Annotated in this window: 18 protein-coding genes; 14 read left to right on the forward strand and 4 right to left on the reverse strand. The window is 48.7% G+C overall.

Annotated elements, in window-relative coordinates; genetic code table 11:
* The first annotated feature begins 17 nt into the window (after positions 1-17).
* The 4 genes from purM to purD are packed head-to-tail and all read left to right on the forward strand — an operon-like array spanning position 18 to position 4,461.
* Positions 18-1,058: a phosphoribosylformylglycinamidine cyclo-ligase gene (gene purM, locus JNUCC22_RS03410; protein WP_216062126.1), complete on the forward strand. Its 1,041-nt coding sequence runs from the start codon at positions 18-20 to the stop codon at positions 1,056-1,058.
* Positions 1,055-1,642, forward strand: coding sequence for a phosphoribosylglycinamide formyltransferase (purN, locus tag JNUCC22_RS03415; protein ID WP_012116999.1), 588 nt, complete (start codon positions 1,055-1,057; stop codon positions 1,640-1,642). Before purM ends, purN begins: the two co-directional genes overlap by 4 nt.
* Complete coding sequence (gene purH, locus JNUCC22_RS03420) at positions 1,639-3,177, forward strand: bifunctional phosphoribosylaminoimidazolecarboxamide formyltransferase/IMP cyclohydrolase (protein ID WP_124934884.1); 1,539 nt, start codon at positions 1,639-1,641, stop codon at positions 3,175-3,177. The genes purN and purH overlap by 4 nt, the downstream gene beginning before the upstream one ends.
* A gap of 15 nt (positions 3,178-3,192) precedes the next feature.
* On the forward strand, positions 3,193-4,461 hold the full coding sequence (purD, locus tag JNUCC22_RS03425) for a phosphoribosylamine--glycine ligase (RefSeq protein ID WP_216062127.1): 1,269 nt from the start codon (positions 3,193-3,195) through the stop codon (positions 4,459-4,461).
* 174 nt (positions 4,462-4,635) lie between these two features.
* Here the strand turns inward: purD and JNUCC22_RS03430 are convergent, their stop codons facing one another.
* Entirely contained in the window at positions 4,636-4,866 is a 231-nt protein-coding gene (locus JNUCC22_RS03430) for a YgaP family membrane protein (RefSeq protein ID WP_039062734.1), read from the reverse strand.
* A 121-nt stretch (positions 4,867-4,987) separates the two neighbouring features.
* On the opposite strand from JNUCC22_RS03430, the gene JNUCC22_RS03435 reads away from it, so the two are divergent.
* Genes JNUCC22_RS03435 through JNUCC22_RS03445 form a run of 3 tightly spaced genes read left to right on the forward strand, consistent with a single transcriptional unit; the run spans position 4,988 to position 8,064 of the window.
* Positions 4,988-6,730, forward strand: coding sequence for an adenine deaminase (locus JNUCC22_RS03435; RefSeq protein WP_032871754.1), 1,743 nt, complete (start codon positions 4,988-4,990; stop codon positions 6,728-6,730).
* Between the two features lie 24 nt (positions 6,731-6,754).
* On the forward strand, positions 6,755-7,750 hold the full coding sequence (locus JNUCC22_RS03440) for a DUF3048 domain-containing protein (protein WP_017419031.1): 996 nt from the start codon (positions 6,755-6,757) through the stop codon (positions 7,748-7,750).
* A 2-nt stretch (positions 7,751-7,752) separates the two neighbouring features.
* On the forward strand, positions 7,753-8,064 hold the full coding sequence (locus JNUCC22_RS03445) for a YerC/YecD family TrpR-related protein (RefSeq protein ID WP_003155745.1): 312 nt from the start codon (positions 7,753-7,755) through the stop codon (positions 8,062-8,064).
* A gap of 35 nt (positions 8,065-8,099) precedes the next feature.
* Here JNUCC22_RS03445 and JNUCC22_RS03450 read toward each other — a convergent pair whose 3' ends face one another.
* Positions 8,100-9,674, reverse strand: a complete 1,575-nt coding sequence (locus JNUCC22_RS03450) for an FMN-binding glutamate synthase family protein (protein WP_061046490.1) — start codon at positions 9,672-9,674, stop codon at positions 8,100-8,102.
* A 195-nt stretch (positions 9,675-9,869) separates the two neighbouring features.
* Between JNUCC22_RS03450 and JNUCC22_RS03455 the strand changes: the two genes are divergently transcribed.
* From JNUCC22_RS03455 to JNUCC22_RS03475, 5 genes are all read left to right on the forward strand, one after another.
* Positions 9,870-10,559: a heptaprenylglyceryl phosphate synthase gene (locus JNUCC22_RS03455; protein ID WP_025284376.1), complete on the forward strand. Its 690-nt coding sequence runs from the start codon at positions 9,870-9,872 to the stop codon at positions 10,557-10,559.
* A 57-nt stretch (positions 10,560-10,616) separates the two neighbouring features.
* On the forward strand, positions 10,617-12,836 hold the full coding sequence (gene pcrA / locus JNUCC22_RS03460) for a DNA helicase PcrA (protein WP_032867578.1): 2,220 nt from the start codon (positions 10,617-10,619) through the stop codon (positions 12,834-12,836).
* A 24-nt stretch (positions 12,837-12,860) separates the two neighbouring features.
* Complete coding sequence (ligA, locus tag JNUCC22_RS03465; RefSeq protein ID WP_015239322.1) at positions 12,861-14,867, forward strand: NAD-dependent DNA ligase LigA; 2,007 nt, start codon at positions 12,861-12,863, stop codon at positions 14,865-14,867.
* Positions 14,868-14,882: 15 nt separating this feature from the next.
* On the forward strand, positions 14,883-16,079 hold the full coding sequence (locus tag JNUCC22_RS03470) for a CamS family sex pheromone protein (RefSeq protein ID WP_015416980.1): 1,197 nt from the start codon (positions 14,883-14,885) through the stop codon (positions 16,077-16,079).
* A gap of 237 nt (positions 16,080-16,316) precedes the next feature.
* Entirely contained in the window at positions 16,317-17,312 is a 996-nt protein-coding gene (locus tag JNUCC22_RS03475) for a phosphotransferase enzyme family protein (protein WP_072588867.1), read from the forward strand.
* A 37-nt stretch (positions 17,313-17,349) separates the two neighbouring features.
* On the opposite strand, the gene JNUCC22_RS03480 is transcribed toward JNUCC22_RS03475, so the two are convergent.
* Complete coding sequence (locus tag JNUCC22_RS03480) at positions 17,350-18,042, reverse strand: MgtC/SapB family protein (protein ID WP_003155735.1); 693 nt, start codon at positions 18,040-18,042, stop codon at positions 17,350-17,352.
* A 120-nt stretch (positions 18,043-18,162) separates the two neighbouring features.
* Positions 18,163-19,641, reverse strand: a complete 1,479-nt coding sequence (gene putP, locus JNUCC22_RS03485; protein WP_072588868.1) for a sodium/proline symporter PutP — start codon at positions 19,639-19,641, stop codon at positions 18,163-18,165.
* 421 nt (positions 19,642-20,062) lie between these two features.
* Here putP and gatC point away from each other — a divergent pair, with 421 nt between their 5' ends.
* Together gatC and gatA are read left to right on the forward strand one after the other, a co-directional pair.
* The gene (gene gatC / locus JNUCC22_RS03490) at positions 20,063-20,353 is read left to right on the forward strand and encodes an Asp-tRNA(Asn)/Glu-tRNA(Gln) amidotransferase subunit GatC (RefSeq protein WP_003155732.1); all 291 of its coding nucleotides are present in this window, start codon (positions 20,063-20,065) and stop codon (positions 20,351-20,353) included.
* Between the two features lie 14 nt (positions 20,354-20,367).
* Entirely contained in the window at positions 20,368-21,825 is a 1,458-nt protein-coding gene (gene gatA, locus JNUCC22_RS03495; protein ID WP_072588869.1) for an Asp-tRNA(Asn)/Glu-tRNA(Gln) amidotransferase subunit GatA, read from the forward strand.
* Positions 21,826-21,827: the final 2 nt, after the last annotated feature.

Consider the following 21,827-nt stretch of genomic DNA (forward strand, 5'->3'; position numbering starts at 1 on the left):
GACAAGGAGTGATAGGGATGTCTGATGCTTATAAAAATGCCGGAGTTGACATCGAAGCCGGATACGAAGCCGTCAAACGAATGAAAAAACACGTGGAGCGCACGAAAAGGCTCGGCGTTATGGGAAGCCTGGGCGGTTTTGGCGGAATGTTTGATCTGTCAGAGCTTCCGTATCAAAAGCCTGTTTTAATTTCCGGAACAGACGGTGTCGGCACCAAATTGAAACTCGCATTTTCAATGGATAAGCATGACACGATCGGCGTCGATGCGGTCGCGATGTGTGTAAATGATGTGCTTGCCCAAGGAGCGGAGCCGCTGTTTTTCCTTGATTATTTAGCGGTCGGCAAGGCCGATCCGGTAAAAATTGAGCAGATCGTTCAGGGCGTGGCGGACGGATGCGAGCAGTCAGGATCAGCGCTTATCGGCGGTGAGACGGCGGAAATGCCGGGGCTGTATACGGCTGATGAATACGATATTGCGGGCTTTTCAGTCGGCGTCGCGGAAAAAGACGAAATCGTCACCGGTGAAAATATCGAAGAGGGACATCTCTTAATCGGACTTACTTCAAGCGGCCTTCACAGCAACGGGTTTTCCCTTGTGAGAAAAGTGCTTCTTGATGACGGCGGACTTGATTTGGATACTGTCTATGAACCGTTTGCGCGTCCTCTCGGAGAAGAATTGCTGGAACCGACGAGAATATATGTGAAGCCGGTGCTCAAGGCGGTGAAAAGCGGTAAGGTGGACGGCATGGCGCATGTGACAGGCGGAGGATTCATCGAGAACATTCCGCGGATGCTGCCGGACGGATTGAGCGCGGAAATTGATCACGGATCATGGCCGATCCCGCCGATTTTTCCGTTTCTGCAGGAGCACGGCAAGCTGAAAGAAGAAGAAATGTTCAATGTCTTTAATATGGGCATCGGTTTTGTCCTTGCCGTTAAAGAAGAGGACTTGACAGACGTTATCGACACGCTTGAAGCTCAGGGCGAGAAGGCTTATTTGATCGGCCGGGTCAAGCGGGGCGAAGGCATTTCTTTCGGCGGTGCGGCTCTTTCATGAAAAAGTTTGCGGTATTTGCTTCAGGAAACGGATCGAACTTCGAGGCCATTGCCAAACGCATGAGAGAAGAGAAGTGGGATGCGGAGCTCTCGCTTCTCGTGACGGATAAGCCTCAGGCAAAGGCGGTGGAAAGGGCGGAGGCTTTACACATTCCGTCATTCGCCTTTGAACCGTCATCTTTTGAAAACAAAGCGGCCTTTGAACGGGCCGTTATTGAACAGCTGCGCCTGCACGGGGCGGAATTAATCGTTCTCGCCGGCTATATGAGACTGATTGGAGATACGCTGCTTGAAGCATACGGGGGCCGCATTATTAATATACATCCCTCGCTTCTTCCGGCATTCCCCGGGATTGACGCTGTCGGACAGGCGTATCGGGCCGGTGTGAAAGTGGCGGGCATTACCGTTCATTACGTCGACGAAGGCATGGACACCGGACCGATTATCGCGCAAAAAGCATTCGAAATACAGGAAAACGATACGCTTGAAAACATAGAGCATACAATACACGAGCTTGAGCACAAATGGTATCCGAGCGTTGTGAAACAGCTGCTGGGACTAAATAACAGAGGTGAAAAGGCATGACAATCAAACGCGCACTAATCAGTGTTTCTGATAAAACAAATCTCGTACCTTTCGTAAAGGAACTGACAGAGCTCGGCGTCGAAGTCATTTCGACCGGAGGAACAAAAAAACTTCTTCAGGAAAACGGTGTGGATGTCATCGGCATTTCAGAAGTGACCGGATTTCCTGAAATTATGGACGGACGGTTAAAAACGCTCCATCCTAATATTCACGGCGGACTGCTTGCCGTAAGAGACAATGAAGAGCATATGGCGCAGATCAATGAGCATGGCATTGCCCCCATTGACCTTGTGGTCGTCAACCTTTACCCGTTTAAAGAAACGATTTCGAAAGAAGACGTAACATACGATGAAGCGATAGAAAACATTGATATCGGCGGTCCCGGCATGCTGCGCGCCGCATCGAAAAACCATCAGGATGTGACGGTCATCACAGATCCGGCCGATTACAGCTCCGTGCTCAATGAGATTAAAGAACACGGCGGCGTTTCGCTTAAAAGAAAACGCGAGCTTGCGGCCAAAGTATTCCGCCATACCGCGGCATACGACGCATTAATCGCTGATTACTTAACACGCGAGGCCGGTGAGAAAGACTCTGAGCAATTCACCGTTACATTTGAGAAAAAACAATCGCTCCGCTACGGTGAAAACCCTCACCAAGAGGCTGTTTTCTATCAAAGCGCACTTCCCGTCTCCGGTTCCATCGCGGCGGCAAAACAGCTTCACGGCAAAGAGCTTTCTTACAACAATATTAAGGACGCAGATGCGGCCGTTCAAATCGTCCGGGAATTTACAGAACCCGCAGCTGTTGCCGTTAAACATATGAACCCGTGCGGAGTCGGTACGGGAGCTTCAATTGAGGAAGCATTCAATAAAGCGTATGAAGCTGATAAAACCTCCATTTTCGGCGGCATCATCGCGCTGAACCGTGAAGTTGATCAGGCAACGGCTGAAGCCCTTCACGGCATCTTTTTAGAAATCATTATCGCCCCTTCTTTCAGTGAAGAAGCGCTGAACGTACTGACGGCGAAGAAAAACCTTCGTCTGCTCACGCTTGACGTGTCCGCATCAGGGAAGAAAGAAAAACAGCTGACATCCGTACAGGGCGGTCTTTTGATTCAAGATTTAGACGTCCATGGATTTGATGACGCCGACATCAGCATCCCGACAAAAAGAGAGCCGAGCGAGCAGGAATGGGAAGATTTGAAGCTGGCTTGGAAAGTCGTCAAACATGTGAAATCCAACGCGATCGTTCTTGCAAAAGACCATATGACGGTCGGTGTGGGAGCGGGACAGATGAATCGCGTCGGTTCAGCTAAAATCGCCATTGAGCAGGCCGGAGAAAAAGCAAAAGGCAGCGCGCTCGGATCAGACGCGTTTTTCCCGATGCCGGATACAGTCGAAGAAGCCGCAAAAGCGGGCGTCACGGCGATTATCCAGCCAGGCGGATCGGTCCGCGATGAAGATTCGATTAAAAAAGCGGATGAATACGGGATCGCCATGGTATTCACCGGCATCAGACATTTCAAACATTAAGAGGGGGAACGAAGCGTGAATGTATTGATTATCGGAAAAGGCGGCAGAGAGCATACATTGGCTTGGAAAGCGGCGCAAAGCCCGCTTGTTGACACGGTGTACGCCGCGCCCGGAAATGACGGTATGGCAGACTGCGCGACGCTGGTCAACATTGAAGAAAGCGATCATGCCGCACTCATTGCGTTTGCGAAAGAACATCATGTCGGGCTGACGATTATCGGCCCCGAAGTTCCTCTGATTGAAGGGATAGCGGACGAGTTTGAAAAAGCCGGACTGCTTGTTTTCGGACCGTCTGAAAAAGCGGCTATCATTGAAGGAAGCAAACAGTTTGCCAAGGATTTAATGAAAAAATACGGCATTCCGACGGCGGAGTATGAGACGTTTACTTCATTTGAAGAGGCGAAAGCATATGTGCAGCAAAAAGGTGCGCCGATTGTCATTAAAGCGGACGGGCTTGCCGCCGGAAAAGGTGTCACGGTCGCGATGACGGAAGAAGAAGCGATTGAATGCCTGCACGATTTTCTTGAGGATGAGAAATTCGGGGAGGCGAGCGCATCTGTGGTCATTGAAGAGTTCCTCGCCGGCGAAGAATTTTCTTTAATGGCGTTTGTAAAAGGGGAGACCGTCTATCCGATGGTCATCGCTCAAGATCATAAACGCGCCTTCGATGGAGACAAAGGGCCGAATACGGGCGGAATGGGCGCCTACTCACCGGTGCCGCACATTTCCGATGATATCGTCAGAAGCGCAGTCGAAACGATTGTGAAGCCGGCGGCAAAAGCAATGGTAAAAGAGGGACGTTCCTTCACGGGCGTGCTGTACGCGGGGCTGATTCTGACGGGAAACGGATCAAAAGTCATTGAATTCAACGCGCGCTTCGGAGATCCGGAAACACAGGTTGTCGTGCCGAGAATGGAATCTGACCTCATTCAGGTGCTCCTAGATCTTCTGCATGAGAAGGATGTTGACCTAAGGTGGAGGGATACGGCCGCCGTCAGCGTTGTGCTGGCTTCTGAAGGCTATCCGGAAGGCTATGCGAAAGGCACTCCGATCGGCAGTTTGACGTCCGCTGAAGACGGGATCGCTGTTTTTCATGCCGGAACGAAAAAAGACGGCGGACAATTTGTTACAAACGGCGGCCGGGTCGCCAATGTCACGGCATTTGCTGAGACATTTGAAGCGGCGAGGGATAAAGTGTACAGCGCCGTTTCAGGGCTGGCAAAACCCGGACTGTTTTACAGAAGCGATATCGGCGCCCGTGCGCTGAAAGCATCGCAGCGATAAAGAGGAAAACCCCGCGTTATGTAAGATGCGGGGTTTTTTACGTAAGCTGAGGACGACCTAGACTGTCGGCTTGCCGTGTGACACGCAGTCATCGATGAAGTCTTCCGGCGTATAGACGGATTCTTCTCAGACTCGCGGGACAGGAGAAATTAAATAACAAGCCGAAACGGCTTGTTATTTTTCTTGCTGATGGCTGTCATCCTGATTCATTCCGGTTTGGAACATATATGTCACCGGACAGAAGCGGAGGATGCCGGACGCCGCTTTCATCGCGCCCATCATCATACAGAAGAGATGCATCTTGCACCAAGGTTTTCTCGTGTATTTCGCTGAAGCAGCAGACAAAATGGTGAGGCCGCAAGTGATGCGCAGAACGGCATTTAATAAACTGATATTCGGTTTCATCATTTCAGCTCCCTTAGAAAAAGTTTTTCATTCATCTTCAATAATTTGTAACGTTTTAGCCGTGCGATAATTGTGCGGATGTGATACGATGGGTCTAATATAAGCGAAGGAGAGTATGTGAATGTCCGAACGTACCTTTAACTGGAAAAATAAAGACATCAGATCACAGGCGGATGTTGTAGACTCAAAGCTGCTTCCAACGCTACTTTTACGGGATGCTCTCGTATTAAATCCTTTTTTAAAACAATGGCTGAAAAAGAATGTCTGGATTTACGGAGACCGAATTGTATATGTTGGTGATGAGCTTCCTGATGCAGCAGAGCACATTCATACCATAAATTGTGAAGGAAAATACATTGTGCCAGGTTACATTGAACCGCATACACATCCTTTTCAAATATATAATCCCCAAACGCTCGCCGAATATGTGTCTCAATTCGGAACAACGACGTTTGTTAATGATAACTTGTTTTTTCTTTTGCACAGCGGTAAAAAGAAAGCGCTTACTATATTGGAGGAACTGAAAAAACAGCCGGTGCAATATTTCTGGTGGTCCAGATATGATCTGCAGACTGAAGTGCTGAATGAGGATCAGCTTCTTTCTTTTGATGTCCGAAAGCAATGGATTGAGCACCCGGATGTCATTCAAGGCGGAGAATTGACCGGATGGCCGCGCCTCATGGACGGCGATGACCTGATGCTTCATTGCATGCAGGCGACAAAAAAACTGCGCAAGCGGATAGAAGGGCATTTTCCCGGAGCCTCTGAAAAAACACTGACGAAGATGAAACTGTTCGGGGCTGATTCCGACCACGAGGCGATGAATGGCGGCGAGGTGATGAGACGGCTTGAATTGGGCTACTATGTTTCGCTCAGACATTCATCCATCCGCCCTGATTTGAGAACGATTTTGCAGGATCTCCATCAAAAAGGCTTCCGGCATTATGATCATTTCTTTTACACGACGGATGGAGCAACGCCGCATTTTTATAAAGGCGGCATGACGAATGAATTAATCAAAATCGCTTTGGAGGAAGGAGTTCCGGCGATCGATGCCTATAATATGGCCTCCTTTAATATCGCGAAGTATTATCAGATGGACGACTTTCTCGGTGTGGTCGGTCCGGGCCGGCTTGCTTCATTGAATATTCTTGATGACCCGATGAATCCGGACCCGGTCACGGTGATCTCCAAAGGCATCCTGCTGAGGGAAGACGGCCGAAATATGAATGCGTTTACAGAAACGGATTGGAAAAAGGGCGGTCTTGTCCCTCTTGAGCTTTCATATGATATGACGATGGATGATTTACAGTTTTCAATGCCGATGGGTGTGATAATGCGCAACGCGGTCATTATGGAGCCGTATATGATTGCGATTGATAATTCTGTTGACCAGCTTTCTTTTGATCATGATGAATGCTATCTCACGCTTCTCGATAAGCATGGAAAATGGCGGGTCAATACAATGCTGAAAGGTTTTGCCGATCGGGTGCAGGGTTTTGTCAGTTCCTACACGACAACCGGAGATATTATCGCTGCCGGAAAAAATAAGGAAGATATCCTGCTCGCTTTCTCACGGATGAAAGAAATCGGCGGCGGAATCGTGCTTGCCGAAAACGGGAAGATTCTGCATGAGATTCCCCTCGCCTTAAACGGTTCTGCATCTGCGGAGAAGTATGAAGAAGTGCTTGAGAAAGAGCAAAAACTGAGGATGTTGCTGGAGGAGCGGGGCTACCGATTCTGCGATCCGATCTATACGCTGCTCTTTTTGCAGAGCACACACCTGCCTTATATCCGCATTACGCCGAGAGGAATATTCGACGTGATGAAAAAAACTGTACTCTTTCCATCGATAATGCGTTAAAATATAAAAGCAGGGAGCCGACATATGAAAAGATGGAAAACCGTTTGTATGCTTTGTTTTGCGTTTTTGCTGCTTGCCGCCTGCCGGCAGAACAATGCCGATCAGGTGCAGCCGAAAGAAGCGGAAGCTCCTTTAACGGGGCTGAAAACTGAGCAGAAGCTTGCAGAACGCCGTCCGATTGCAGTCGCAGTGAACAATCATCCGAAGGCGAGGCCCCAATCCGGGCTGTCAAAGGCGGATGTTGTCATCGAAGCGCTCGCGGAGGGCCGGATTACGCGGTTTCTCGCGATTTTTCAAAGTGAGATGCCGGAAACGGTCGGGCCTGTGCGGAGCGCGAGGGAATATTTTGTCACGCTCAGCAGCGGGTTTAACAGCATATTTGTCCATCATGGCTGGAGTCCCGGCGCAAAAAAGCAGCTGGAGTCCGGAGCTTACGATTATATAAACGGTTTGGATTTTGACGGAAGCCTGTTTTGGAGAGCCGATTTCAGCAAGCCGCCCCACAATTCCTACACGTCGTATGACAATATCAGGAAGGCGGCGGAACAAAAAGGATACAAGCTGAACGGAAAAACAGAACCGCTCCCATTTCAGACATCAGATGCAAAACCAGGAAATGAAACCTACAATATTCGGATAGATTATGGAACACAAAACATTACAAATCTTGTCGAATACGATTATGATAAAAAAGCTGATGCTTATACAAGAAGCTCTGATGGTGTGAAAGCGACAGACCGGGAGACCGGAAAGCCTTTAGCCATGCACAACATTTTTATTGTTGAAGCCGGCCATCGCATGACAGACAAAGATGGAAGGCGGGCCATCGATATTCAGTCAGGGGGGAAGGGCCTCCTGCTTCAGCACGGCGATGTTATGGAGTCAGACTGGGAATATAAAGACGGCCGTATTCTGCCCGTAAAAGGCGGTGAGATTCTTCCGTTTGTGCCAGGAAAGACATGGATTAATATCGTGCCTGATCTCGATGCAGCTTCCATTAGTAAAGGAGAAGGTGTTTGACGATGCAAATCGATAAATTACGCGGAAAAGAACTGGACCAGTTATTTTTATCTATTTTATCGCTGAAAGATCTGGAGGAATGCTATCGTTTCTTTGACGATCTTTGTACGATTAATGAAATCCAATCGCTGGCGCAGCGTTTGGAAGTGGCGAGAATGCTCCGCGAAGGAAATACGTATCACAAAATAGAAAGCGAAACGGGTGCTTCCACAGCGACGATTTCCCGGGTGAAGAGATGCTTAAATTACGGTAACGACGCCTATGAAATGGCGCTTGACCGTGTAAACAAAGGAGAATCCTCCTCAGCTACGTAAAAAACCGCTCTGCCGATGACGGCAGGCGGTTTTTTTTATGCGTGCTGATTCAAAAGGCCGGGAAGTTCCCTCAGGCTTCCGTCTTCCTCCCGGTATACGATGTGTTCAGCTGAAAAATGAATCGGTGAGCTGATGCCCGCCGCCGCGGCGAGGTGAAACAGCCCTTCACGCAACGAGAGCACGTAGTTGCAGACGCGGTGCTGTTTATCTTCGATACTGAGCGCGCGCTGAAGTTTTGGATCGGTTGTCGCCACTCCGACAGGACAATGATTGGTGTGGCATACTTGAGCGCGGATACAGCCGACTGAAAACATCATTCCCCGGGCAATATTGACAAAATCCGCGCCTAACGCGAGGGCAACGGCAATCTTATCCGGAGTGAGCAGCTTTCCGGATGCGAAAATTTTCAGCTTATCTCTTATCCCGTATGTCTTCAAAAGGCCGTCAACAAGGGGGAGGCCGGTCAGAATCGGCAGGCCGACGGAATCCGCCAGCTCATGGAAAGAAGCTCCCGTTCCCCCTTCACTGCCGTCAATCGTAATAAAGTCGGGAAGTTTGCCTGATGAACTCATACAGGAAATAAGGTCTTCAAGGTCTTTGCGGCTGCCCGGGACAATTTTGATACCGACCGGTTTTTCACCGACAGTCCTTAATTTCTCAATGAAATCAAGCATGTCCGGAACATTTGAGAACTCGTTGAAGCGGTTTGGGCTGTCAATGGATTGTCCGGGCTGCACATTTCTGATGGCGGCAATTTCTTCGGTCACCTTTGAACCGTCAATATGCCCGCCTCTTGCTTTCGCCCCTTGCGCAAGCTTTAATTCAAAGGCTTTAATCTGCTCGAGGCGGCTTTTTTTCTTAAATTCTTCCCATGAAAATTCTCCATCTTCAGTGCGCACGCCGAACAGCCCGGGGCCGATTTGGCAGATAATATCCGCGCCGCCTTTCAGGTGATACTCAGACAGGCCGCCTTCGCCTGTATTCATCCATGTGCCGCCGGCCTGGTGCAGCCCTTTTGACAGGGCGGTGATTGCCCGGTCGCCAAGTGAGCCGTAGCTCATCGCTGATTGTCCGATTAACCCTTTCACATAAAACGGCTTCTTGCATGTATCGCGGCCGATCACTTGCACATCGTCCGGATGCAGGTAATAAGGGTCCGCTTTTGCTTTTTCGCGGTGTTCGCTGCGTTTCAGCAGGTTGTCTTTGTCAATCTTGTATACCATCGTGTCGATCTTCGGCGTCTGATCTGCGCGCAGCTCCTCCCTTTGTTTCGGGAAGAGGGCGTTACGGATATAATAGCCCGGCTGATTGAAATCCCGTTCTGAGCCGAAGCCCATCATTCTGCTCTTATACTTTCCGGACATGACCGTCTGTTCATATTCTCTCCGGGAAAACGGCTGTTCTTCGTTATCATTGCTGAATAAATACTGCCGCAGCTCAGGTCCGATTTTTTCAAATATATAGCGCAGTTTTCCCGCTGCGGGATAATTGCGCAGCACTGAATGTTCTTCCTGCTTTTCGTCTCTTATGTATATCCAGAGAAACAATGCGGCGGGAACTAAAATAATAAAAATCAATATACAAATCAGTACGATAATGGCTTGTTCCATTGAGATCAGACTCCTTGTCTTTTTTCTCTTTGACATTCCACATATTGTCTGTTTTCAAACATAGCCGTTTCCCGTCCGGCGGAGCGCAATCTTTTTTTGTGAATCAGGTGAATGACGTCTTTTTCCGTTTTTCCGGGCCAAACGAATTTGTTATAATGTTTAAATGGCAAGAAACGAATGGAGGAACGAAAACGCATGTACGATGTTAACGAGTGGAAGCATGTTTTTAAACTCGATCCGAATAAAGATTTACCGGATGAACAGCTGGAACAGCTTTGTGAATCAGGGACTGACGCCATTGTGATCGGAGGAAGCGACAATATCACCGAGGACAATGTGCTGAGACTGATGTCAAAGGTGCGGCGGTTTTTAGTGCCGTGCGTACTTGAGGTGTCGACGATTGATTCCATTGTGCCCGGGTTTGATCTTTATTTCATTCCGAGTGTGCTCAACAGCAAAAAGGCGGACTGGATTGTCGGCATGCATCATCAGGCGATGAAAGAATACGGAGAGCTCATGTCAATGGAGGAAATCGTGACGGAGGGCTACTGCATCGTCAACCCTGATTGTAAGGCGGCCGCTTTGACGGAGGCGGATACACATATAGAAACAGAAGATATTCTCGCCTATGCGCGGGTTGCGGAGCATTTGCTTCATCTCCCGATTTTTTATCTGGAATACAGCGGGATGCTGGCGGACATAGAAACGGTGGAGAAAACGAAGGCTGTGCTGGACAAGTCCGTCCTGTTTTACGGAGGCGGCATTAAAGACGCGGAAACGGCGGAACGGTTCGGCCGTCATGCCGATGTCATCGTTGTCGGAAATGCCGTATATGAAGATTTTGATCAGGCGCTTAAAACGGTGGCGGCTGTAAAGACAAAGTAGCCAAGCGGACGAAATTGATTTATGATAGAACATATGTTTGATAGGCGGTGAACGGATATGAATTACATTAGCAATCAATTATTAAGCGGATTAAATCCCGTTCAGCAGGAAGCGGTCAAGACGACGGACGGTCCGCTGCTTCTGATGGCGGGCGCGGGAAGCGGAAAAACACGTGTGCTGACGCACAGAATCGCATACTTAATGGCGGAAAAACACGTGGCGCCATGGAACATTCTGGCGATTACATTTACAAATAAAGCCGCCAGAGAAATGAAGGAGCGGGTAGAGAGCATTCTCGGACCCGGCGCGGATGAAATCTGGATATCCACCTTCCACAGCATGTGCGTGCGGATTCTGCGCAGGGATATTGACAGAATCGGCATCAACCGAAATTTCTCCATTCTTGATACGGCTGATCAGCTTTCCGTTATTAAAGGGATTCTGAAAGAGCGGAATATCGATCCGAAAAAGTTTGATCCGAGAAGTATTTTAGGCTCCATCAGCAGCGCAAAAAACGAGCTGATCGAACCTGAGGAATTCGCAAAATCGGCCGGCGGCTACTACGATCAGGTCACGAGTGACGTGTATACCGATTATCAGAAAAAACTGCTGAAAAACCAATCGCTTGATTTTGATGATTTAATCATGACAACGATTAAGCTTTTCGAGCGTGTGCCGGAAGTGCTTGAGTTTTATCAGCGCAAATTCCAGTACATTCACGTAGACGAGTATCAGGATACGAACAGGGCGCAATACCTGCTTGTGAAGCAGCTTGCGGCCCGTCTTGAAAATATCTGCGTCGTCGGTGACTCCGACCAGTCCATTTACAGATGGCGCGGGGCGGATATCGCGAATATCCTTTCCTTTGAAAAAGATTATCCGAGCGCAAACGTGATTTTGCTCGAGCAAAATTACCGCTCAACAAAGCGGATTCTGCAGGCGGCTAACGAAGTGATCAAAAACAACTCAAACCGCAAGCCGAAAAACCTGTGGACGGAAAATGACGAAGGCATCAAGCTTTCTTATTACAGCGGCGACAATGAATTCGGCGAAGGCCAATTCGTCGCGGGCAAAATTTATGAGCTGCACAGCTCGGGCCGGCGGAAGCTTTCCGATATCGCGATTTTATACCGGACAAACGCCCAGTCGCGCGTCATTGAGGAAACCCTTTTAAAATCCGGACTGAACTACAATATCGTCGGCGGAACCAAGTTCTACGACAGGAAAGAAATTAAAGACATTCTCGCATACCTGCGCCTTGTGTCAAACCCGGACGACGACATCAGTTTTACGCGGATCGTCAATGTGCCGAAGCGGGGCGTCGGCGCAACTTCGCTAGAAAAAATCGCTTCATATGCGGCGATGAACGGAATGTCAATGTTCCAGGCGATCAAACAGGTTGATTTCATCGGCGTCAGCGCGAAAGCGGCAAACGCGCTTGACGGCTTTGGCGCGATGATTGAAAATCTGACGAACATGCAGGATTACCTGTCCATTACGGAACTCACGGAAGAAATTCTCGAGAAAACGGAATACAGAGAAATGCTGAAGGCCGAAAAATCAATCGAAGCCCAAAGCCGCCTTGAAAATATCGACGAGTTTCTTTCCGTGACGAAAAACTTCGAACAAAAAAGCGAAGACAAGTCTCTCGTCGCGTTTCTGACTGATTTGGCGCTGATTGCGGATATTGACCAGCTCGACCAGAAGGAAGAGGAATCAGGCGGAAAGGATGCCGTCACTTTAATGACACTGCACGCCGCTAAGGGGCTTGAATTTCCTGTCGTGTTCTTAATGGGCATGGAAGAAGGCGTGTTCCCGCACAGCCGCTCCCTGATGGAAGAAGCCGAGATGGAAGAAGAACGCAGGCTCGCATATGTAGGCATTACGAGGGCGGAAGAAGAACTGTATTTAACGAATGCCAAAATGCGCACCTTATTCGGCCGCACCAATATGAATCCGGAATCCCGCTTTATCAGGGAAATACCTGGCGATTTATTGGAGAACCTAAATGAGAAGAAAACACCCCGCATGCAGCCGGGAAGAAAAGTGCAGCAAAAACGCGGGCCCGTATCCCGTCCCGTTTCCTATGCGAACAAAACAGGCGGCGACTCGCTCAGCTGGGCGGTCGGCGATAAAGCGGGCCATAAAAAATGGGGCACCGGAACGGTTGTCAGCGTAAAAGGAGAAGGCGAAAGCACCGAGCTTGATATCGCATTCCCGAGCCCAGTCGGCGTGAAGCGTCTGCTTGCCGCTTTTGCGCCGATTGAAAAGCAGTAACCTGAAGAGGAAAGGAAGAACATGATGGACAAAGAAACAGCGAAACACCGGGCAGAAGAATTGCGCCGCACCATCGATCAGTACAGTTATGAATATTACACCTTAGATGAACCGAGCGTGCCGGATTCCGAGTACGACAGACTGATTCAGGAGCTGATTGCCATAGAGGAAGAGCACCCGGAACTCAGAACGCCTGATTCGCCCACACAGCGGGTCGGGGGAGCGGTGCTTGAATCGTTTCAAAAGGTGCAGCACGGCACGCCGATGCTCAGTCTCGGCAACGCATTTAACGATGATGATCTCCGCGATTTTGACCGCCGGGTCCGTCAGGCTGTCGGTGACGGCGTCGCTTATAATGTGGAGCTGAAAATAGACGGTCTTGCTGTTTCTCTCCGTTATGAAGACGGCTATTTCGTCAGAGGCGCGACAAGAGGAGACGGAACGACGGGCGAAGATATCACGGAAAACTTAAAAACGATCCGCAACATTCCGCTGAAAATGAAACGGAATCTTTCCATAGAAGTGCGCGGAGAGGCGTACATGCCGAAACAGTCATTTGAAGCGCTCAATGAAGAACGGCTGAAACATGAAGAGGAGCCGTTCGCCAATCCCCGGAACGCGGCTGCGGGCTCACTCAGACAGCTCGATCCGAAAATTGCAGCGAAACGAAATCTTGACATCTTCGTCTACAGTATAGCGGAGCTTGACGAGATGGGTGTGGAAACACAGAGTCAGGGCCTGGATTTTCTGGATGAGCTCGGTTTTAAAACAAACCAGGAACGGAAAAAATGCGCCACGATAGATGAAGTCATTGAAATGATCGAAGAGCTGCAGGCGAAGCGGGCCGATCTCCCGTATGAAATTGACGGGATCGTCATCAAAGTCGACTCGCTCGACCAGCAGGAAGAGCTCGGGTATACGGCAAAAAGCCCGCGCTGGGCGATTGCTTATAAATTCCCGGCGGAAGAGGTCGTGACAAAACTGCTCGATATCGAACTGAATGTCGGAAGAACGGGCGTGATTACGCCGACCGCCGTTCTGGAACCGGTAAAAGTAGCGGGAACGACGGTCTCAAGAGCATCCCTTCATAACGAAGATTTAATTAAAGAGAAGGATATCCGCATTCTCGATAAAGTGGTCGTCAAAAAAGCGGGCGACATCATCCCTGAGGTCGTCAATGTCTTAATCGAACAGCGGACCGGGGAAGAAAAAGAATTCAATATGCCGACCAGCTGCCCTGAGTGCGAAAGCGAACTTGTCCGCATTGAAGGAGAAGTCGCGCTGCGCTGCATCAATCCGGAATGTCCGGCGCAGATCAGAGAAGGCCTGATTCACTTTGTCTCACGCAACGCGATGAATATTGACGGACTCGGAGAACGTGTCATCACACAGCTTTTCCGTGAACATCTCGTCCGTAATGTCGCTGATTTGTATAAGCTGACGAAAGAGCAGGTCATCCGGCTTGAGCGGATGGGGGAAAAATCAACTGACAATCTGATCAGCTCCATCCAAAAGTCGAAAGAGAATTCGCTGGAACGCCTGCTGTTCGGTCTCGGCATCCGTTTTATCGGCTCAAAAGCGGCCAAAACACTCGCCATGCATTTTGAAAGCCTGGAAAATCTGAAACAAGCTACGGAAGAAGAGCTGCTTGCGGTAGATGAAATCGGCGAAAAGATGGCCGATGCCGTTATCACCTATTTCCGCAAAGAAGAAATGCTTGAGCTATTGAATGAACTTGAGGAACTCGGTGTGAACACACTCTACAAAGGCCCGAAAAAAGTAAAAGCGGAGGACAGTGACTCTTATTTTGCCGGCAAAACCATCGTGTTAACCGGAAAGCTTGAAGAGCTGTCCAGAAATGAAGCCAAGGCGCAGATTGAAGCGCTCGGCGGAAAGCTGACGGGATCTGTCAGCAAAAAAACAGACTTGCTGATTGCCGGAGAAGCGGCCGGAAGCAAGCTGACAAAAGCGCAGGAATTAAACATTGAAGTATGGAATGAAGCACAGCTATTGGGAGAGCTAAAGAAATAAGAGGAGTGTTTTCTATTGAAAAAGATGTTGGCATTGGCGGCGACGGCAACGGCGGCAGTACTCATGCTGTCGGCCTGTTCGCCGAGTTTCGGGGGGAACAAAGAGGAAGAGATCACGCAGAAAACGGCAAAGTCTTCTGAAAAAGCGATCATACCGAAATATAATATCTCTGATTCCTACTATAAAATGGTGCTTCCGTTTAAGGCCGGAAAAGCGCGCGGCCTGACCGCGGACCGGCTGAACACGAGGCTGGACATCGATGAATTCGAGACGGGTCTGATGCGGCTCGCTCAAGACACGTTCCCGACGGATGACTATTTGTATCAGGAAGGCCAGTATTTAGATGAGGACACGGTACTCAGCTGGCTTGACCGCAAAAAAGAGGGCAGTGATCTGAAAAAGGCAAAAAAGGCAGACGCCAATTTCCAGAATCTCGGCTTAAACCCCGTGCTGCCAAGCTCGGGATCGGCAAAAGAGAAAAATGAAAACAGCCCGATTTACTTAGCGTCCATGCTTGAGCAGGATTACTTAGTAAGAAAAGATAAAAATTCCATCCAGCTTGGCGGTATCATGATCGGTCTCGCTCTCAACTCTGTATACTATTACCGTGAAAACACAGGTGATCCGCAGCAGGAAGTGGAGCTCAGTGACAAAACGATCCGCAGCCACGGTGAAGAAATCGCCCAGGAAGTCGTTAACCGCCTTCGGAAAATGGATAACCTGAAAAATGTGCCGATTACCGTCGCCCTTTATAAACAAGCGCCGAAAACATCAATCGTACCGGGGAATTACATTGCAAAAACTGAAGTCAAAGCCGGCTCATCCACCATTTCAAACTGGGATGATGTCAAAGAAAAGTACGTCTTCTATCCGGCGGATACAGACACGGCAAAGAAATACCCTGATGATTCCGAAGTATTTAAACGCTTCAAAAACGCCATCGACAGCTACTTCCCGAATTACACCGGAGTCGTCGGAACGGCAATGTACGAAAACGATGAAATGAGAAAAATGAAGATTGAAATCCCGATGCAATTTTACGGGAAAAGCGAAGTCATCGCCTTTACCCAATACTTAACAGGTGAGCTGATGGATTATTATTCAAAAGGCTCAGTTGATGTCGAAATTAACATTACCTCGTCTGACGGGCAGGAAGCGCTGATCGTCCGCAATGCGGGTGACAAAGAACCGACCGTCCATATTTACGATTAACCAAGATGCCCTTGTTCATTTCTGTATGAGCAAGGGTTTTTTTTATTGTGATATCGTTGGAGCGAGGAAATGAGGTATGTTAAGATATTTGTATAATTAGGAATTAACAGGAAAACACATTTCATTCTAAGCGGATGTTACTAATCTGCTGTGAAAGAAGAAGGGCAGGAATGTTGATGAATGACATTTGCTGAGTACACACACCGCCTACAAACGTTATGAAAAGGGTGAATCAGCATGCATAAAGATATTAAAGCGATTTTTGAGGAAGATAAGGTTCTCGCTGAAGCAGGTGAAATATACGGCTTTACCAAGTTTCAATTTATTGCGGACGCAGAGAACTACGTATATGAAATTGTGAAAGATAACGAACCTTATATTTTAAAAATTACGCATACGATCAGAAGAACACCGGAATATATTCTCGGAGAAATGGAATGGCTTCATCATCTGGCAAAGGGAGGGCTTTCAGCAGCAAAGCCGATTCCTTCATTAAATGGCAAAGATGTCGAAGAAGTGCCGGATGGAAAAGGCGGAGCGTTTTTAGTAAGAGTCTATGAAAAAGCGCCCGGACGCAAAGTGGAGGAATCAGACTGGAACGGAACCCTGTTTTACGAGCTTGGAAAGTACACGGGGAACATGCACCGGCTGACGAAAAGCTACCGTCTGAGCGATCCGGCATATAAAAGGCAGGAATGGGATGAAGAGGAGCAGCTGAAGCTGAGAAAATACGTGCCTGCAGATCAGCATCTCGTATTTGAGCGGGCGGATGCTCTAATGGAAAAACTGCGCCGTTTGCCGAAGAACCCTGAAAACTACGGCCTTGTGCACGCCGATCTGCACCACGGCAATTTCAATTGGGACAACGGAAAAATCACTGCATTTGATTTTGATGATATCGGCTACAATTGGTTTGTGAATGATATCAGTATTCTGCTGTACAACATGTTGTGGTATCCGGTCATCCCGTATGAAGACAAGGCCGCGTTTACGGGTGAATTCATGACTCACTTTATGAAAGGCTACAGGGAAGAAAATGACCTTGATCTCGCCTGGCTTGAACACATCCCGGATTTCCTCCGGCTGCGTCATATGCTGATCTACGGATTATTGCATCAGGCGTTTGACCTCAATTCACTCGGGGACGAGGAACTTGAGATGCTGAAAACCTTCAGGCGCGATATCGAAAATGAAACCCCGATTACGGAGTATAACTTTTCTGCATTCGTATAAATAGAAAAACGCCGGCTGAATCCAGCCCGGCGTTTTTTTATAGCGTATCACACTTCACTCCGACGACACCTTGAATTTCTTTAATATCATAATAGACGTCAGTGGTGTAGCGGTTTTTATGAACACTGACTTTCACTTCCATAATCGGAAATTCTTTTTCGCCCAGATCATCAATCCGGACGGAGTGAATGCGGAGCTGTTTGCTTTTCATTTCCTTTAAAATCTCGGTCATTTTGTCTTTATCGGAAAGAGACATTCTCACGCGGATATCTTTTTCCTTCAAGCGGTTGGGACCGATTTTTCTGATCAGCCACGGAAGAAATTCGACGCTGATCAGGATAAACAAGAGGCTTGCGAACGCCTCTTTATAAAAGCCGGCGCCTGTAGCCAGACCGAGCCCGGCTGCGCCCCAGATGATGGCCGATGTCGTCAGGCCGGATATGACGTCATTGCTTTTACGCAGGATCACGCCCGCGCCAATAAAACCGACGCCGGAAATGATTTGGGCGGGAAGGCGGAGCGGATCCATCATGATTCGGTAATATTTTGGGAAATGATATGCCGCATTAATGCTGACGATCGTCAGCATACAGGAGCTGACGGCGATGACGATACAGGTTTTCAGTCCGAGCGGTTTGTTTTTCAGCTCGCGTTCAAGACCGATGATCATGCCGATCAGCGTGGCAATGCCCAGCTTTAATAAAATGTCTGGTTCGATAGGCCAGCTCAATTTGCACAGCACCTCCGCAATTTTTCTTATAATAAATTGATATGATTTTCTCACAGTATTTATAGCAGGACAAGTGCGGAAGAAAAAAGCCGTCAGGGATAAAATCTGACGGCTTTTTGTCTATTTCTTGTTTTTCAAAAGAGCTTCCATCCGGCTGAACAGCTGATAAGAAGCATCGGCCGGTTTTTTGGTCAGCAGGCTGACGGCAATACCGGCAATCAGACTGAGGAAGAACCCCGGAATGATTTCGTATACGCCGATTGAAGCGGCAAGCCCTGTCGTGATCCAGATTAAAACGGCCGCGGCCCCGGTAATCATCGCCGCAAGCGCTCCCCATTCATTCATCCGTTTCCAGTACAGACTGAGCAAGAGCGCCGGGCCGATAGCCGAACCGAAGCCTGCCCACGCATATCCGACCAGATCAAGAATGGTGCTGTTCGGATTCATGGAAAGCAAAATGGCGATAACGGCCACGATCAATACCGACAGGCGTCCGGTCATGACCAATTCTTTATCGCTCGCTTCCCGTCTGAAAAAGGCGCGGTATAAATCTTCCGTAATGGCGCTTGCTGTTACGAGAAGCTGTGAGGAAATGGAACTCATGATCGCCGCTAAAATCGCGGACAGCAAGAAGCCCGTAATCAGCGGATGGAACAAGATTTTAGAAAAAATAATGAAAATCGTTTCCGGATCTTTTACGGAGACTCCGAAGTGATGAGAATACGCAACCCCGATAATCCCGGTAAGCAATGAACCGACAACTGAAATGGCCATCCAGCTCATCCCGATTCTGCGGGCGGGTTTTAAATCTTTCACTTCTTTAATCGCCATAAATCGTACGATGATATGAGGCTGGCCGTAATAGCCGAGTCCCCATGCCAAATAAGAAATAATGCTAATGACGCTCGCGCCTTTAAAGATATCCAATAGTTTCGGGTTAACGGCGTTGATCGAATCAATCGTCGTTGAAACGCTCCCGAGCTGGGTAAAAGCAACGATCGGCACAAGCACTAATGCCGCAAACATGATCGCTCCCTGCACAAAGTCAGTCAGACTGACAGCGAGGAAACCGCCAAACAGCGTGTAAAGCACAACAACACCGGCCGTTAAAAACAAACCGAATTTGTAGTCGGCGCCGAATGCCGATTCAAATAACCTGCCTCCGGATACCATCCCGGACGATGTGTACAGTGTGAAAAAGATCATAATAATCACGGCGGAAACAATTTTCAGCAATGATGACGAGTGGCGGAACCGTTTATCGAAAAAATCGGGAATCGTAATCGCATCATCCGCAACTTCCGTGTAAGCTCGCAGCCTCGGAGCAAGCAGCAGATAATTTGAATACGCGCCGATCGTCAAACCGAGCGCCAGCCATAAGGTCGATAACCCCGTTGCGAACATTGCGCCGGGAACTCCCATCAGCATCCATGCGCTCATATCGGCCGCACCTGCGGACAGCGCCGTTACGAACGGGCCGAGTCCTCTTCCGCCCAGCATGTAATCATTAATATTCGTTGTCTTCCTGAATGCGTACCAGCCGATTAACAGCATGGCAGCAAAGTAAATGCCAAGAGATATAATTAGTTCAATACTCACGTTTTTGGACCCTCTCTTCTTTCATGTAAATGTTGCATCACCTCTGTAGATTAGTAGTGCCGGAATATGCGCCGGCGATCCAGCCTTTAGTCATCATTCCATGCGGATCGCATGATTTAGTGCTGGCTATGGTTACTAAACCTAACAAAGTATCCCCGATCAATCAACTCTCGAAACCTGGCCCGCTCAAGGAAAAAATCCCCGCCAACATAGAACAGCTTAGAGATGAAAACGCTACCAATAAATTATAAAAGTAAAAATTTTCTGACATATAATTCGTTTCTCTTTCTCCCCGATTTAGGATAAAATAGAGAGGGTTTCATCATGCCTCAGAAGGCGGCGTTTTGTTGCTTTAGAGGGCTCGTTTTTGATATGATCAGTATTATATGACGAAACGGAGAATTATGCGGAGGTGGATCTTATGTCACGAATTTCTATAGAAGAAGTAAAGCATGTCGCTCATTTGGCGAGACTCGCCATTACGGATGAAGAAGCTGAAATGTTTACAGAACAGCTTGACAGCATCATCTCGTTTGCCGAGGAGCTTAATGAAGTGGACACGGATAACGTGGAACCGACAACACACGTGCTGAAAATGAAAAACGTAATGAGAGAAGATGAAGCGGGTAAAGGCCTTCCGGTCGAGGATGTCATGAAAAATGCTCCCGATCATAAAGACGGCTATGTCCGTGTGCCATCTATTCTGGATTAAAGGAGGGAGACAGTATGTCATTATTTGATCACAAAATCACAGAACTGAAACAAATGATACATAAAAAAGAAATCAAGATTTCCGATCTTGTTGATGAATCTTACAAACGGATCGCATCCGTGGATGATAAGGTGCAGGCGTTTTTACAGCTTGATGAAGAAAGAGCCCGCGCTTACGCGAAAGAACTTGACGAAGCGGTTGACGGACAGTCTGAACACGGTCTTCTCTTCGGAATGCCGATCGGCGTCAAAGACAACATCGTGACCAAAGGGCTTCGCACAACATGCTCAAGCAAAATCCTCGAAAACTTCGATCCGATTTACGATGCGACGGTTGTGGAGCGCCTTCAAGCCGCTGAAGCCGTAACGATCGGAAAGCTGAATATGGACGAGTTCGCGATGGGTTCTTCTACTGAAAACTCCGCCTACAAAGCGACGAAAAACCCTTGGAATCTCGATACGGTTCCCGGCGGATCAAGCGGCGGTTCCGCAGCTGCGGTTGCCGCGGGCGAAGTGCCGTTTTCACTCGGATCTGATACGGGCGGCTCCATCCGCCAGCCGGCTTCTTTCTGCGGCGTCGTCGGATTAAAGCCTACATACGGACGCGTGTCACGTTACGGTTTGGTCGCTTTTGCGTCTTCACTGGACCAGATCGGACCGATCACAAGAACCGTAGAAGATAACGCATTCCTTCTTCAGGCGATTTCAGGCCCGGACAAAATGGACTCTACGAGCGCCAATGTCGAAGTGCCGGACTTTCTTTCTTCATTAACTGGCGATATTAAAGGCTTAAGAATCGCCGTACCGAAAGAATATCTCGGAGAAGGCGTCGGCAAAGAAGCGAAAGAATCGGTTTTAGCCGCTTTAAAAGTGCTTGAAGACCTCGGAGCGACATGGGAAGAAGTATCTCTGCCGCACAGCAAATACGCGCTTGCGACGTATTATCTGCTGTCTTCTTCCGAAGCGTCTGCAAACCTTGCGCGCTTTGACGGCATCCGCTACGGCTACCGCTCAGACAATGCGGACAACCTGATCGACCTTTATAAACAGACACGCTCTGAAGGCTTCGGCAATGAAGTGAAGCGCCGCATCATGCTCGGCACCTTCGCGCTCAGCTCCGGCTACTATGACGCGTATTACAAAAAAGCGCAAAAAGTGCGCACGCTTATTAAGAAAGATTTTGAAGATGTATTTGAGAAATACGATGTCATCGTCGGACCGACAACGCCGACACCGGCATTCAAAATCGGCGAAAAAACCAGCGATCCGCTCACAATGTACGCCAACGATATTTTAACGATCCCTGTCAACCTCGCGGGTGTGCCGGGAATCAGCGTGCCGTGCGGATTTGCGGACGGACTGCCGCTCGGACTGCAAATCATCGGAAAACACTTCGATGAAGGCACTGTATACCGCGTCGCTCATGCTTTTGAGCAGGCAACAGATCATCATAAAGCGAAACCTGAACTGTAAGG

The sequence above is a fragment of the Bacillus sp. JNUCC-22 genome, from assembly GCF_018861275.1.
GTDB lineage: Bacteria > Bacillota > Bacilli > Bacillales > Bacillaceae > Bacillus > Bacillus velezensis.